This window comes from Stenotrophomonas sp. 107298_Sma (genome assembly GCF_056480345.1).
Map to the genome: position 1 here is coordinate 946473 of NZ_CM151094.1, position 14931 is coordinate 961403.

The 14931-nt window shown below is 65.4% G+C and carries 12 protein-coding genes; all 12 read right to left on the minus strand.

All coding sequences use genetic code 11. From position 1 onward, the window contains the following. Window positions 1-107: 107 nt before the first annotated feature. The 12 genes from ppx to ACZK2G_RS04410 all read right to left on the minus strand — a co-directional run bounded on the left by ppx (window position 108) and on the right by ACZK2G_RS04410 (window position 14929). Window positions 108-1634, minus strand: a complete 1527-nt coding sequence (ppx, locus tag ACZK2G_RS04355) for an exopolyphosphatase (protein ID WP_046982497.1) — start codon at window positions 1632-1634, stop codon at window positions 108-110. Window positions 1635-1880: 246 nt separating this feature from the next. Further along, a complete protein-coding gene (locus ACZK2G_RS04360; RefSeq protein ID WP_478474752.1) occupies window positions 1881-2642 on the minus strand; it encodes a DNA adenine methylase in 762 nt (253 codons plus the stop codon). Window positions 2643-2785: 143 nt separating this feature from the next. Beyond that, the gene (locus ACZK2G_RS04365; RefSeq protein WP_478474754.1) at window positions 2786-4297 is read right to left on the minus strand and encodes a tail fiber domain-containing protein; all 1512 of its coding nucleotides are present in this window, start codon (window positions 4295-4297) and stop codon (window positions 2786-2788) included. Between the two features lie 5 nt (window positions 4298-4302). After that, entirely contained in the window at window positions 4303-6561 is a 2259-nt protein-coding gene (locus ACZK2G_RS04370) for a hypothetical protein (RefSeq protein ID WP_478474755.1), read from the minus strand. Then, on the minus strand, window positions 6554-6781 hold the full coding sequence (locus ACZK2G_RS04375; protein WP_478473477.1) for a hypothetical protein: 228 nt from the start codon (window positions 6779-6781) through the stop codon (window positions 6554-6556). The genes ACZK2G_RS04370 and ACZK2G_RS04375 overlap by 8 nt, the downstream gene beginning before the upstream one ends. Continuing rightward, window positions 6781-7011 (minus strand): hypothetical protein, encoded by a 231-nt coding sequence (locus ACZK2G_RS04380; protein WP_478474757.1) that lies wholly within the window; start codon window positions 7009-7011, stop codon window positions 6781-6783. The genes ACZK2G_RS04375 and ACZK2G_RS04380 overlap by 1 nt, the downstream gene beginning before the upstream one ends. Window positions 7012-7022: 11 nt before the next feature. Beyond that, the gene (locus ACZK2G_RS04385) at window positions 7023-7805 is read right to left on the minus strand and encodes a phage BR0599 family protein (RefSeq protein WP_478474758.1); all 783 of its coding nucleotides are present in this window, start codon (window positions 7803-7805) and stop codon (window positions 7023-7025) included. Further along, the gene (locus ACZK2G_RS04390; protein WP_478474759.1) at window positions 7802-9502 is read right to left on the minus strand and encodes a hypothetical protein; all 1701 of its coding nucleotides are present in this window, start codon (window positions 9500-9502) and stop codon (window positions 7802-7804) included. Before ACZK2G_RS04390 ends, ACZK2G_RS04385 begins: the two co-directional genes overlap by 4 nt. Further along, window positions 9502-10479 (minus strand): hypothetical protein, encoded by a 978-nt coding sequence (locus ACZK2G_RS04395; RefSeq protein ID WP_099605488.1) that lies wholly within the window; start codon window positions 10477-10479, stop codon window positions 9502-9504. Before ACZK2G_RS04395 ends, ACZK2G_RS04390 begins: the two co-directional genes overlap by 1 nt. Window positions 10480-10486: 7 nt before the next feature. Then, window positions 10487-11461, minus strand: coding sequence for a hypothetical protein (locus tag ACZK2G_RS04400; RefSeq protein WP_478474760.1), 975 nt, complete (start codon window positions 11459-11461; stop codon window positions 10487-10489). A gap of 2 nt (window positions 11462-11463) precedes the next feature. Beyond that, window positions 11464-12429: a hypothetical protein gene (locus ACZK2G_RS04405; protein ID WP_478474761.1), complete on the minus strand. Its 966-nt coding sequence runs from the start codon at window positions 12427-12429 to the stop codon at window positions 11464-11466. 154 nt (window positions 12430-12583) lie between these two features. Continuing rightward, a complete protein-coding gene (locus ACZK2G_RS04410) occupies window positions 12584-14929 on the minus strand; it encodes a phage tail length tape measure family protein (RefSeq protein ID WP_478474762.1) in 2346 nt (781 codons plus the stop codon). Window positions 14930-14931 lie beyond the last annotated feature (2 nt).

The window sequence follows — 14931 nt, forward strand, 5'->3', positions numbered from 1 at the left end:
CGTTCGAGGTCGCTGCATCGCAACAAAAAAAGAGGCCAGATTGCGCAAAGTGTGACGGATTCGGCCCCGAGCACGGTCCACATAGACCCGAGGCCAACCCCCCTCGATCAAGCCACGAACGGACGGAACTGGATGCCCAGGCCGGCGATGCCGTCGGTTTCGCCGATCAGGTCGGCGCGCAGCAGCGGGCGCGCATCGATGAATGCCTGCGGCACGATCAGCGACAGCCGGTTGTCGTCGGCGGTCAGCTCCAGCACCGGCATAGGGTCGTCTTCGTGGGCACGGTTGAGCAGCACTGCCAGGCGCAGCAGCGCGGCCAGCCGGCGTGCGGTCAGCAGCAGTCGCTCGGGCAGGGCATCGAAGGCGGTCTTGGTCACGCTGCGACGGTGGCTGCGCACCAGCGCGGCCAGCATCTGCTGTTCCTGCCGCGAGAAGCCGGCGATATCCGAGTTCTCCAGCACGTAGCTGCCATGCACGTGGTAACCGCTGTGGGCGATCATCAGCCCCAGCTCGTGCAGGCGCGCGGCCCAGCCAAGCATGCGCGCATCGTCGGCGTCGAGCTTCCAGCGCTCCTGTACCTGCTCCAGCAGCGACAGCGCGGTGTCCTGCACACGGTCGGCCTGCACCGTGTCGATGCCATAGCGCTGGGTCAGCGCGGTGACCGATTCGTCGCGCAGGTCGTTCTCGCCGGCGCGGCCGACGATGTCGTAGAGGATGCCTTCGCGCATCGCCGCCTTGCTGACCAGCAGCTTCTGCAGGCCCAGCGCCTGGAAGGCAGCCTCCAGCACCAGGATGCCGCCGGCGATGATCGGGCGGCGATCGCTGGACAGGCCCGGGAGCTCGATGTCGTCGATCTTCTTGGCTTTCAGCAGTTCGTCGCGCAGCTGCGGCAGGGCTTCGGCGGTGATCGCGCCCTTGCTCAGCTTCATCGTCGCGCAGATTTCGCTGATTGCCTTGTGCGTACCCGATGAGCCCAATGCTTCCTGCCAGCCCAGGGCGCGGTACTTGCTGGCAAAGGGCTGGAACTCGCGGCCGATCTCGGCCAGCGCATCTTTCCAGCGCTTCTTGCTGAGCTTGCCGCCCGGGAAGAAACGACGGGTGCTGGCGATGCAGCCGGCCTGCAGGCTTTCGCGCTCCAGGGTCTGCATGCCCATGCCGATGATGAACTCGGTGGAGCCGCCGCCGATGTCGATCACCAGCCGGCGCTGGCCGGGCTTGGGTGGCTGCGCGTGGGCCACGCCAAGATAGATCAGGCGCGCCTCTTCTCGGCCGCTGACCACTTCGATCGCATGCCCGAGCGCGGTCTCGGCCGGAACCAGGAACGATTGCGGCGAGCGCAGCTGGCGCACGGTATTGGTGGCCAGCGCGCGTACCTGGTGCGGCGGCACATTGCGGATGCGTTGGCCGAAACGGGCCAGGCACTCCAGCGCGCGCTGCCGCGCGGCGGCGGAAAGTCCACCCTTGCCATCCAGGCCATCGGCCATGCGCACCGTTTCGCGCAGGCGGTCGATCACCCGCAGCTGGCCGAGCGTGTAGCGCGCGATGACCATGTGGAAACTATTGGAGCCAAGGTCGATGGCGGCCAGCAGGTCGCCATCCTGCAATGCGGGCGGAGTCGTGGTGGTATGCGGCATGGACGAATGTTAGCCGAAGGGGCGGTGTGCTCGTCACCGCGCGGCCTTCACATTTTGGAAGAGGAGGGGGCGGCAGGGCTGCGTCCTGCACCTGCCGAATCAACGGCAACGGCGGGCTATCCGTGGGATGGTGTAACGGCGCGCGATAATTCGCCCGCCAGACGTGAGATAAACGGTCGGGCGCCAATGTTGCGCCCACGGGAATGAAATTGCACGGGGCGGAAACCGCCCCGTGCCCCGGCCGGACTACCAGGTCGTGTAGATCAACTCCCGCCGTTGTACCGCCTGCCGGCCGATCGTGTACCGGATCGGCACCACTCGGCACCTGAACTGGCCGAACACGTCTCGCATGGCCGGATGGTCATTGATCGTCAGGATCGCCGTGCCCCGCAGCCCCGCCATCTGGCGTGCCAGCTCCTGGTACTGCTCCATCCCAAAGGGAGCGCCATACCCTTCGGTCTCCCAGTACGGAGGATCCAGGAAGAACAGGGTGTCGGCGGCATCGTACTTGGCCATGCACTGCTGCCAGGCGAGATGCTCGACGGTGACCTTGTGAAGCCGGAGGTGCGCGGCGCTCAGATCCTCTTCGATGCGCAGCAGATTGAGGCCCTTGCCGCCCCGGCCGAACCCTGGGGTCTGGCCAGTCGCCTTGCCACCCCAAGCCAGTCGCTGCAGGTAGTAGAAGCGCGCAGCTCGCTGGATATCGGTGAGAGTGCCTGGGTGCTGGAGTTGGCACCAGCGGAACATTTCCCGGCTCGTCAGGGCCCATTTGAACTGCCGGACGAACTCCTCAAGGTGGTTGGCTACCACCCGGTAGAGGCGCACCAGCTCGCCGTGGCAGTCATTGAGCACCTCGGCCTTGGCCGGCTCTCTCGCGAACAGAAGAGCACCGCCGCCGGCGAAGGCCTCGACATAGGTACGGTGGGAGGTTTCGGCTACCAGAGGCAGCAGGTGCGGTAGCAGGCGGGTCTTCCCGCCCGGCCAGGGGAACAGCGTGGTCGTCTTCATTCTCAGCCTCTGCGATGGGTTTGGGCGAGGCTTGTCTCCCCCGCGCGGGGAGCAGGGCCTCGGCCAATAGCACGCGGGCTGTACGCGTGTGTTGCGGCGCCGGGTACGCAGTTGCAGCTGCCTACCCGGCGCCCTGTCTTCACTTACTTCATCGACTCAAGGGCAGCCAAGCGCTGCTCGATGCTGGCCAGGTGCAGCTCGGCCGCCTCTCGCTCGCGGCGATCCCTACGTGCCATCGCGGCCAGAATCCACGCGTGCAGTTCAGATACGCGGAAGCTGTAGCGGTCTCCGGCGGCAACAGCAGGCTGGACTAGTTCGCGCCCTGCCTCGATTGCTTCCTTCAAAACGACTCGCCCCGCTGGCGTGGCCGCATGGATCAGTTCACGCCGTGCAGGCACGATGACCTCGCCGGCGTCATCGACTTCTGCAGGGATGTCCGTCCAAAGCTCTGGCACCGCCGGCCATTCGATGACTTCGGCTTCTTCAGCGGGCCACTCCCTCCACACCTCGTCTTGGGCCGACCATGAGTCGTAGCAGAATGCACCGTAGATGAAGGCCTCCAGACCGTGCTTCTTCATGATCGCGATTGCCGCTTGGACGGAGGGGCCTGCGTGCCAGCGCGCAGCATCACCCTCTTCTGCAACACGCGCGAGCCACTGCCACTTCATTGGCAGCTCGCTGATTTCCAGAAAGGCGGCCTCCTCCGCGTCCGTCATGGGCAAGAGAGGCGTCTTCAAGCGTTCGTCCGACGTACTGATCGTGCCATTGGTCGCGCACACCTGAGTCCAGAGATTGGATGGCGTACCGCACGACATAGTGTTGTTCTGCATCGGGTAGAAGTGCGTGTCCATACGCCAGCCACCGGCGGGAGCGGTCGACCCTACGGCGGTGCTGACCAGCATGCGCACGAAACCAGCCCCGAAGTGGATGTCGTGGCGATACTGGTTGTTGACGTCCGCTGGGTCCCCGTTGCGACCAACAATGCCTGGAAGACCCGTCGGCGACTGGATCTCCACGCCCCCGATAGTGCCGGTGCGCTGGGTGATCGATCCCGTGAAAAGGGATGCGCCAGAGAACGTCTTGCTGCCCGCAATCGTTTCATTCCCTGCCAGGCCAACCGCTCCGAGGCTGCTACGACTGCGCGCTTTGGCCGCTTCGTCTCCCGTCAAAGTCAGCTCAGCGGTGAACGCATTGAGCCACGCGTTACCACTCGTGCCCAGGCTAAAGATTCCAGGGATGGTCGGCCGTAGGTGCGTCGGCCCGATACTGACCCAGTTGACGGGAGCCGAATTGTCGGGCGCCGCTCCGCAACCCAGTAGCAGATCGCCGGCACGGGCACGAATGTCTGAACGGCGCGCAGCCCCTGCGGCCCAATCACCACGGAAGAGCGATATCCCCGCCGAGTCGCCACCGGGCTCACCATAGATGATCCGGCCGTTGTTGGAGAGGTTCCAGGTGCCAATAGAGGTGAATGTCTTGGCACCGCCAATGATCTCGTCACCAGTACGGTGAACGACGTTGTCGTCCGCCGCGAGACCCGCGCGGACTGCACTCACCAGCACCTTGACAGTGGCGCCACCTTGGACCGCAGGGAACAACTCCGCGCCGGTGAGGGGGGCGGCTGCCGGCAGGGCAGGAATCTTGACGTCGACCATTTTCGTTACTCCAGAATCAGGGGGTCGCCCGCTTCGGTGACCAAGCGATCGCCTGCCTCGGTCACCAGCTGCGCGCGGTACAGGAAGGTGTGCTGCTGGATCTGCCAGCTGCGGTAGCCATCACGGATGGCTTCGACTTCGACACGGATCTGCTTTCCACCGCTGCCGGCGGGCGGCGTGTAGGTGTCGGTCGTGCCGCTGATGGCGGCCTGCGTCCGCACCAATGCCCCGGCGAGGTACCAGCGGACGGTGTAGGTGGTGCCAGGCTCCGGCCCGATGTTGCCCTGCGTCGTGTCGACCAGCTGGTCGGCCTGCAGGAGGCGATCGCGGTGCGCCCACTGCACCGTCAGCTCGGTGCCGAAGGTCCACACCTCCGGCGGATAGGCCTCGCCCTGCAAGAGCAAGCGGCCGGGCGGGTACGGCCGGATCTGTCTGCGCTGCAGCACCAGCCCTATCGTTGTGGCCAGATCCGGGTTCAGTTCACCCTGGCTGGTGCGGGTGATCAGCTTCGCCTGGGGCGATTCGTTGGCCAGGTACTCGCGGCCATCGAATCCGACGTATTCGTCGGTGAACCACACCCGCGCACCCACGGCATGGGGCACCGGCACGGTGTCCACGCAGCCACGGGCCACGGTCAGCGTCGCCGCCACCGGGTCGATCGATACCACCCGGACCAGTTCATCATCGATCAGCGCCTCGGTGCCGACCTCAATCATGTCCAGGCTGACGCCGGCGGACAGGGCGATGGCCGTGGTGGTGGCCGTCATTGCGGTGATCAGTAGGCCGGTGGGGGCGAAGTCGGCCGTACCCGCCTCGGCGAAAGCAGCGTTGCCCAGTCGGGTCTGCAGCGTGTAGCCGAATGCCACCGAGGAAGGCCGCACGCCGATCGAAGTCAGGTAGCCGACGTCCGGCGACAAGGCAGCGAGATCCGGCGCCCCGAGCGTAGTGGCCAGGTCGCGATAGCTGGCCTCCTGCAGGCGCTGCACCGTGACCGGCTTGGGTTTGGTGTCCGGCTCGACCCAGGCGCTATCTGAGGGCTGGATGTAACTGGCGGCGGCCATGCCGGCAACGTCCTGGCCAACAGTCAGCACCACGGCCGTCTCGGTCTGCGTGCCTTCGTCCACGTCCAGGATCCGCACCGGCATGCGCGCTACGCCGCGCCGTGGCCACGACAGGGCGCGCACCTGGCCACGCTTGAAGGGGCCAGCATCGCGCCGCACCCGGATCTTCACCCTGCAGGGCAGACTGCTCACCGCCGCCACCTCGCGCGCCGCGACGCGGCCGGCCAGCGTGGCGTTCCACAGGCCTGGGTAGTTCTTCCGGCTGCTGACCACTCTGCCCTGGGCCTGCACGCTGGCGAGATTCTGATAGGTGACCGCAGCGTCCTTATTGGTGGCGATATCGCGATAGACCACCGTGATCTCGTTGACGCTGTTGTCCAGCATCGGCTGTTGCCACTCCATCAGCTCGATGATCTGGCCAGGACCAATCTCTGCCAGTGCAGCCGGATCGTAGTCCGGGCGCACCAGGACCAGCTCGGTCAACCCCGTCAACGTGTCCTCGATGCGCATGCCGCCGATGTGGTCGCACACCATGTCCATGAACTCACCGGCAGGGACCGACTTGGACCACTTCAAGCACAGGCCAAACCCTTCAGCCTTCAGCACCTGGGCTGCGGCGAGGAAGCTGGCCTCGTTGATTACGTCGACCGGGTGGCCCATACCCTCGGTACGGACCTGATAGATGATGTGGGCCGGATTCATGCCCTCATCGATCTGCACCAGGTCGCCTCGCCATACACCGTTCTTCCACCCTTGCTTCCAGCGGGAGACCTTCTTGGTCCAGTTCTTGATGTAGGGGTTCATGGCCGACACCTGGCCATTGAACACGGTGGTAAACAGGCCGCGCGCCGCCGGCCAAGGCCCAGGCACCAATGACTGAAGGTAGGTGCTGGGCATCTGCGTGGGCTCGCCCATGCGCACCTCCAGCGTGCCGACAATCCCGCCTTCACCCTTGTCACCGCCGAACACCTCGGGGGCGAGAATCGTGATGGATCGCGAGGTGGTGATCGGGCCCGTGGCCGGCACCGTGCGGGGCACATTCATACCGAAGATCTTGGTCCACACCGTCTGTGCGCTGCCGTCCCAGACGGTGCGATCGCCGACGCGGATTTCCCGCAGCGCATCCACCGGACCCAGGCATTCGCCAAAGTAGATGCCCATGTAGTAGCGATAGCCGACGGTCTGCTTCTTGCCACTACCCACGGCTGGCCTCCTCGCGGGCGATCGCGGCCAGGCGCCGGGCGAAGGCATCGTCCAGGGCTTCGAACTGCTCTACCGGCAAGCCTTCGTCCAGGAACTGGCGCAGATCCAGTCCATGCCGGTCCATCCACGTACGGATGCCGGCAGCGCACAGCACCCCGCTGTGCTCGCCCAGCTTGGCGGCGCGCGCGTGCTCAACGGTGACCAGAACGGGGCCGCCCATTACTTCTTACCGCCCTTGACCTTGATCGGCGTAGTGCGCAGATCCCCGTAGAACAGCACGTTGGGGTCATCGATCCAGTTCGTGCCGAAGATCATTGCGCACTCGCGACCATCCTCGACGGTGGGCACGTTGAAGTCCTCCAGCGCCGCTGGCTTGGGCACGGCCGGCTTCGCACGGAACACCACGCTCATGACCAGCGAAACCACCAACGCGGCTATCTGAAACCACATGCTCTATCTCCTCAGAAAATGGGGGCCGGGCCGAAGGGATTCTTCTTCGGGATGGTGTGCTGACCGCCGTAGTTGAGCGCGTTGTTGAACTTTTCGTGGCACACCGATAGCGCGTGGCCGCAGCCGGGGTAAGCCGAAACCAGCTCGCCCGCAGCAAGCGGCGCGGCGGTCAGCAGGGTCAGTACGGGCCCGACATGACCGACGACAAAGCGGTACTCGGTAGCAGCGCCCCTTTTCCACTTGATGAAGCCGCCCACGAACCAGCCATCCGGCTTGGCAGCAAAGGCATTGGACGTGACCGTCTGCGTGGAGGCGGCTGACAACACGCCATCGATCCGGAACGCCTCTGGATTGAGCCCACAGTCCTCATCGAACAGCGCAAAGGGGCACGGCCCTTGCCAGCAGCGGCGCAGGCCATTGGTGGCGGCTGCGCCGATGTTGCTCTGGCAGGTCAGCACCAGGTCGTTCTGACGCTCGGTGAAATCGCTCAGTACACCATTCCAGGTGTCGCGGATGACGCCATCGCTCTTGCGCACCCTGCGCCAGCGCACCGTAATGCGCTCGGTCGGCGGGAACGGGCGAAGCACCGATGCCAGGGGCAGCGACAGCGGCACGGTCACCTCCAGATTCGACCGAGCCTCCTGCGCCGACTGACCCAGACGGCCGCGCTTGATGGCCACGGCAGTGAACTGCTGCGAGTCGTAGACCTCTGCGCTATCGCTGGAGGTGTAGCGCCAGCGCTGAGATCCGCGGCCGAACTCGTACAGCTCTACATGGCGGGAAAACACGCTCACGGTTCGCTCTCCTCAGCGCCAATGCCGGCGAAGGACACGCGGCAACGCGCCACACCCTCGCCATCGGTTTCGTGGGACAGCTCGACGGTGTCGGAGCTGAGACGGGCCAGTACCATCCAGCTGATCAAGCGAATGGCGCTCGGCTGCAGGGCGATCCCGTGGGGTACGTCCAGCTGCAGGAATTCACGCTGGGCGTCGAGTTCCGTGGCCTGGACCAGCTGGCGGTAAAGCACCTGACCATTGAACAGCTCGATACGAAGATGCCGGCGGCCTGGCTGAGCGCGCCCAAAGCGGGACACGCCCGCCCACGCCACCACGATGCCACCGGAGGTGGCCAAGGCCGGCTCGACCAGCTCTAGGTCATCGGCCCAGGATGGCACCCACAGCGACGCCACGCGCCCCTGCAGCCAGTACAGCAGGCTGCGCAGGTTCACCTGCTCGGTGCGGCCCCAGGTCTGCCAGGCATGGGACTGGACTGGCCATGCCTTGCCGGTGATGTCATCGATCGTGACCGGACCGATATCGCCGTCGATCACCACCAGCTGCCTGCCGAATTCGGCGGTTGGCGCCTGGTCCAGATCCGGACGCTGCTCGAGCACTGGTCGACCGCGATAGGTGGCCGCCGGTGCTACGGCTGGCCAGTCGCAGGTTTCCACAGACGTCAGGCGCACGGTGGAGCGAATAGCCTGGTCGGTCAGGCGCTCCAGGCTGGGCGTCTCCGCAAGACGCGCCGTCCTGCAGGGCAACACCCGCGTGCCCGGCGCCCAGGCGTTGGCCGTGGGCCGAGCCAGCTGCAGGGCGTTGCCGGCGATGCCGGCAACCTCGACCAGTTCATAGGTGGTGACGTCTTGCCACAGCATCGCCAGACCGCCCTGCCGGTAGTCCCGCTGTGTGGCGGCCGGCACCGGAATGGATTGCACGCCGAGCGCCAGGCGCGACTGCAGCCAGGACACGTCATTCCAGATGGGCAGTGCCCAGGTGCGCGCCGACCAGTCGAACAGCGCGTGTTCCAGCACCTGGCGCTCACGGCGATCGGCCAGAACGCTGAACTCCCACGAGCGTCGCGGGGAGCCTCGCAGCGGGAAGCGAGCCTCAGCGCCATCGGCCGCCTGCTGCACATCGGTTGCCCACGCCAGAGTTTCCGACACCGGCCGGGACCAGTCTGGCGGCAGCATCCATGCCGACATGCGATTGCCGGTGATCGTGACGGTGCGCCGCCCAAGCGCCACGAAGTCGTAAGACAGCGTAGCCGCAATGACCGGCGGCCCCTCGGTCGTGATCGACAGCTGCCACCGGCGCAACTGCAGCGGCGCGAAGGGCAACGGCGGTGTGCCAGGCCCCACCAGTTCGACGCCCTCTCCGTTCTCCAGGACGACCGAGGCCAGCGTTTGCGGCTGCAGGTAGGCATTCCAAACCTGCACGAATCGCACCTGGTTGGTCACCAGGTTGCCCAGGTCGATGCGCAGCGGCAACGTGTGGATGCGGTAGTACCAGTCGTCGAACGAGGTGCGCAACGCAGGCCCCGCCGTGCGCTGTTCGGGCTCAACAATTGTGGACTCACGCGCCGGACCGGCCAGAAGGCGAGCGCTGGCCAGCGCGCCACGAAATGGCACGGGAATGCGGGTGCGCGCGATGCCCAGGTTCTGGCTTCGCCAGCTCGGGCCAGTGCTGATGGAGGTGGACAGGAGCAGCGCCATCAGGACTTCCGGATTGCCCAGCCATAGGCGTTACTGGCCGGAGACTGGCCCGAGCCGCTGACCATCGTCAGCTTCCGCACCCAGGGAAACACGACCCAGGTCTCATCGCCGATCGTGATCTCCTGCTCGGGCTCCAGCTTCTCCAGGTAGCACGCCCGAAGGCCAATCACCTCGCCGATCGGGGACAGGTTGGGTGTCGTCCCAGCCCGGCGAACCCACAGCTGGATAGGGTGAAGGATGCTGCGGCCGGAGAAGACGTTCTCGTCGGCATTGCCCAGCGCCCGGCCCAGCCAGAGGTGATCGAGCGTGACGTCGCTGGACGAGCCCTGGTAGCTGGGTCCAACCCCGCTACCGGCCTGGCCCTCGGTGCCGAGTGAGCCACCGTAGGTGTTGCAGATCATGTGGTAGCTGTTGCTTCGCCCATCCTCGACAGAGTCGGCCCGCACCTGTCCGCAACCGAGCCCATTGGAGTTGTATCCGAACGGCACCACCGTGGGAGTGCTGGTGCTGATCACACCGCTGGAGCTGGTGTTCAGTGGCCAGTACGTGCCATCCACATAGGTGCCACCGTCGTAGGCGCCGGCCTTGGCAAGAACTCCGAACACATGGTGGCGATACTCGCCGGCAGTGGCCTGGGCAATGGCAGCATGGATCGCGGTGCCATTGGCGAACAGCTTCACACGCGGGAACGGACCGACCAGGTCGCGTGTCGACACGGCTCGGGGAGACTGCAGCGGCTGCGAATTGGGATCGAGCGCGCCGTTGTATCCGATCGAGAGGCGCGACTGCAGGCTCAGCTGGTCGGTGTTGAACAGGTGCACGTAGTCGGACACGCCGGGAATGCGAACGGTGGCGGTTCGATTGGCACCTGTCAGAGTGTTGCGTTCAACGGTCCAGCCATTGGCCTGTGCAAACTGCACGACCAGATCAATCAGGGTCTGCACATTGGGAACGTTGCTGAATTCGGCGTAGGCCATCTCTACTTCACTCCAAGGAAAACGCTGCGAACTCGCCAGAGCCAGTGCGGTACACGTTGGGCACCAGCAGATGGTCTACACCTCCCACCGTGGCAATTTGCTCCGCCGTTGCACCGAAGGAAGGCGTGTAGAAAACACCGTCAAAGTCGCCGTAGAACTGCCCCTTCTCGGGCATCTGGTTGTAGGGAAAACTCCTGTCGGTGAGGCTGCCTCCCCACGCGAAGCCCGCCAACTGGCCGCGCTGCACCCACCGCTGGCCGTCCAGACAGTTGCGCACGTTCTGGTTGCAGACCGCCTTTGCCCACGGCAGGGTCATGCGCCCAGTGGCCTGAGAGCCATTCCGCGAGAGGTTGCGGATAGGCACCCAAGCCTGCATGGGCGAGAACAGGTACGCCTGGCTGGGGTTGTTGTTGTCGGTGCCGTCAGCATTGGCACTCCAGAAGTTGGAATGCTCGAAACTGTCGGAGGAGGCCAAGAAGTCCCTGCCCAGGCACGATCCACCGATGAAAAGCGGGTAACTCCAATCGCCAGGCAGATGCTCGGGCAGGATCAAGCCGGCATAGATCGCGTCGTAACGACCGTTGATTCGCGTGATGACCTTGAAGCAACGGCCATTGGCAACGAACCAGTATTTGATCGGCGAGTTGACGCCCAGCAGTGCGACCGGGTTTGAATTGGAGCCAGGAGGATCCAGACGCGGCTGGGCCGGGTTGTAGCCGGTATGGCCGATGACCGCCATGTTGTAGTAGGCGCTAGCCGGAACCACCCATGCCTGCAGCGAGAGGTAGATCTCATCCTCGCCCGCCAGCCCTCGACCCTTCAGCGATACGAAATCGTTGGCCGCGATCGGGCCGCTGGCCACGCCGCCCACCACCTGCCACTGCTGGTTCGCCGCCACCAGAGCGGCATTGGAGGTCAGGAAGTCCCGCAGCCGGGTCATGAGGTCGGTGATGTTGGCGGCGGTGTCGGTTACCCAGGCCATAGTCAGAGTTCCAGTGCTTGGCGGATCGCCGCAGCGTTGCGGCTGATCTTGTTGATGATGGTTTTGTCGCTGCCTGGATCGTCCATGTAGTCCTCGAACAGACCCGGCGACACTTGGTTGATCAGGCGCAGGCCCAGTTGGGCCGGTGAGCTCGTAGGCGCCGCGGCCACTGTGTTGAACACGGGCGAGCGTTGCAGCGTGGGCATCTGGCTGACCAAGCCGCCATCGGCGAAGGCATAAGCACCCCAGCGACGCACGGCGCTCATGCCCTCCGCGTTGAACGCATGCAGGAACGCCAGTGCGCCCGGCTGGGAGACGACCTTGGCGCGGGCGACGAACTCACCATTGGAGAGCCAGGCCGCGATGCTGTCGCTGGTGCTGCTGCCGGGACCACTGACAGGGCCGCCCGACGCACGCAGGATTGGTGTCATTGCGCCAACAGTCACTTTGCCTGCCGCGCTGCCCCCTCCTGCGAGACCTGCCAAGCCACCCACGATTCCGCCGGCTGCGTTTGCGGCTGCCAACGCAGATGCCGCCACCTGCAGCTGGATGGCGGCCGCAGTCAGGGCTCCTGCACCGGTGATAAGGCCGCCGCCCGCACCCGCCAATGCCGACGCGCTCCCAGTTACGGCAGTGGCGCCGGCAGAGACCACGCCGCCCGCAGAAGACAAGGCGGCCGCTGAGGCCTGAGTTGCGGTCGCGGCTGCGGCTTGCGTACCGACTTCAGCGCCCTTGTCGAACAGCTTGCCGGTTAGCGTCGACGCCAGCTTGGCTGACAGCTCATCGGCCACGTACCCAGCCAGGCCACTGGCGATGGACTGGAAGAAGCTGCGTACGATATCGCCCAGGGTGGCGTTGCCGTTGGCCAGCGACATCAGGGCATCACGGAATGCACCTTGGAACGTGGTGCGCACGTTCTGCTGCAGCAGGTTGGTGGTGGCGGCCATCTCCTTCAGCTTGACGGCCATCTGCTCAGCCGCCTGCAGCGCCTCGGGGTTGTTCAGTGCTTCAGCCGTTGCCCGCATGCGATCGGGAAGATCGCCCAGGGCGGACAGTTGCTGCCGGGACAGATCTACCAGCTTCTGGCGGGCCTGCGCCTCGGTGATCAGCCCCGCCTGCAGCTCAACCCTGGATGCGCTGCTGGGCCAAGCCCATTTCGCCCATCGCGCGGTTGTAGGTCTCCTGCATCTTCTGCAGGTCCGCTGTCAGGCGCACCAGCTCCTTTGCACGGTCGACCTGCTCCACACCCGTCTGGTTGCCGGCCTCGACCATCTGCCGGCGCGTGACCTCCAGCTCGCGCAGGCTCTTGGCCTGCTGCGCGTCGGGGCCGCGGCCTTCGAGGTTGGCGATCTGATCCTGCACTTCCAGCAGCTTCTTTGCCGCCTCTACGCGAAGGCGATCGGAGTCCAGCTGCTTGGCAGTGTCCAGCAGCTCCTGCTTGGTCTTTGCCGATGCGTTCTGGAAGTTCCCTTCCTTGATGGCAGCCTCGATCTCTGCGGTCTTGGTGGCCTTCTTGCGGGTTTCATCCAGCGTGCCGACCAGCTCGATCTCTTGCTTCAGACGCTCCAGTTCGCGCTGCGCCGCTGCCTCATCCTTCTGGGCTTCGGTCTTGGGACCCTTCGGCTTCTTGGGAAGGCTTTCGGCGTAGCGTGCTCGAGCCTCTGCCTCCAGACTCTTGATGGCCTTGTCATCCAATCGGCCGGCCTTGCCCAGCGCCCAGATCTTGACGATCTCTTCTTCAAGCTTCTTCGCCTTGCTCAGGTTGCTCAGGCGCAGTCGTTCAAACTCCTCCCTCGCTTTCTCTTCCTCCGGCGTAATAGGCGCATAAATGCCAGCCATCTGCACCTTCACGGGCGCATTGGTTGCCGAAGCCGCTCGGATGCGGGCGGCCATCTTGCCGGTCAGGTCAGCGAAAGAAGGAAGATCAAAGTTCTTGGCCAGCGTGCTGCCGACCACGCCCATGCCCAGAAGATCGGAAAGCCGCGGCAGCTTGGCGAGCACGCCCCATTCGCCCGCCAGCTGCACAACCGCGTTGGTGAAGTCGCCCAGGGCGCCCCAGGCGCCGCTGACGTCCTTCTTGACGTCCCGCCAGCCGCGGGCGAGCGCCGGCATCGTTTCATCGCTTTGTGCCGCGACCTCATCGAGGCGATCGGAGTAGATCTTGATCGCCTCGGCCACGGCCTCCTGCTGGTTGCCCTCCTTGACCAGGGCACGCACCCGCGCCAACTGGGCTGCGGTCAGGAAGTTCTCCGACTCGGTCAGCGCCAGCAGGCCCTCGACCGGATCCTTCTTCAGGGTCAGGAACTTGGCGACGGTGGTGTCGATGGCCTGGCCGGCAGAGGCCTGCATCCTGGCTGCGCTGCGCGCGACCAGCTCGAACTGCTCGCCGGTGAAGCGACCGGTCTGCGCCACCTTCGTCAGCGCCTCAGCAGCGGTGCCGCGGGAAACGCCCTGGAGGCCGGTGAGCTGATCGCGCCGGCCCTGCAGTTTGGCAGTGCTGGTGGCGGCATGGTTGTTGGTGACGATCAGCGCTCGCTGGAACGCCATCTCTTCATCAACCGCTTGCTTCCACGCCAGCGCCAGGCCGCCGACCGCCACGGCCAGGCCACCGACCACAGCCACGGTGGGGGTGATGGCACCAGCCAGCGCACGCGCGGCCGGCACCACCCCGCCAAAGGAATCCTTCAGCTGGCCGCCCTGCTGGATGGCCACCATCCAGATCGGCATGCCGCTGACGATGCTGGTAGTGATATCGGTGATCTGCGCCGGCAGCTGGCGCATGGCCATCTGGTACTGACCGGCCGAGATGGCACCCGGCCCGCGCCCACGGCTGTTGGCTTCGGCCAGGTTGACAGCATTGCGTTGGATATTGATGCCGGCCAGGGCACGGTTGTACTGCTCGCGGCTGATGCGGCCGGCATCCACCGCCGACTGGAGCTCGCGCTCATCGCGCTCGAGCTTCTGCAGCTTGGCCGAGGCACTGTCGTAGCGGCCCATGACGCCTTCCAAGGAGCGCTGACGCTGCTGCTCAGTGCGGCTCAGCGATGCTTCCTGCTTATCCAGGGTCTTGAGCGCGTTGTTGTAGTCCTCGTGGGTGATCAGCCCTCGCGCCATGACCCGATCGAGCATGGCCTCGGTATCGGCCAGCTCGGACATGCTGGCCGCGCCCTGCTGCAGGCGAGCATCCAGCTCGGAGATCGAGCGGATCTCATCGGCCACTGTCTGGCGCACAGCCCCACCGGCGGTGCGAACGCGATTGGCGGCCTCAGCACTGCTGCGGCTGGTCTGATCCAGTGCGCTGGCGGCCTTGTCGGCGCCTTTCGTGGCCGCCTCCAGACCGGCGCCAGCGGCAGTGCCCGCATCCTTGACCGAGGCCAGCCCGCGCTGCAGCACCGGCAGGGCTTTCTGGGCCTGCTCGATGTCCAGGGCGATGCGCATCGCCAGTTCAAGGTTGCGGGTGGCGGCCATTG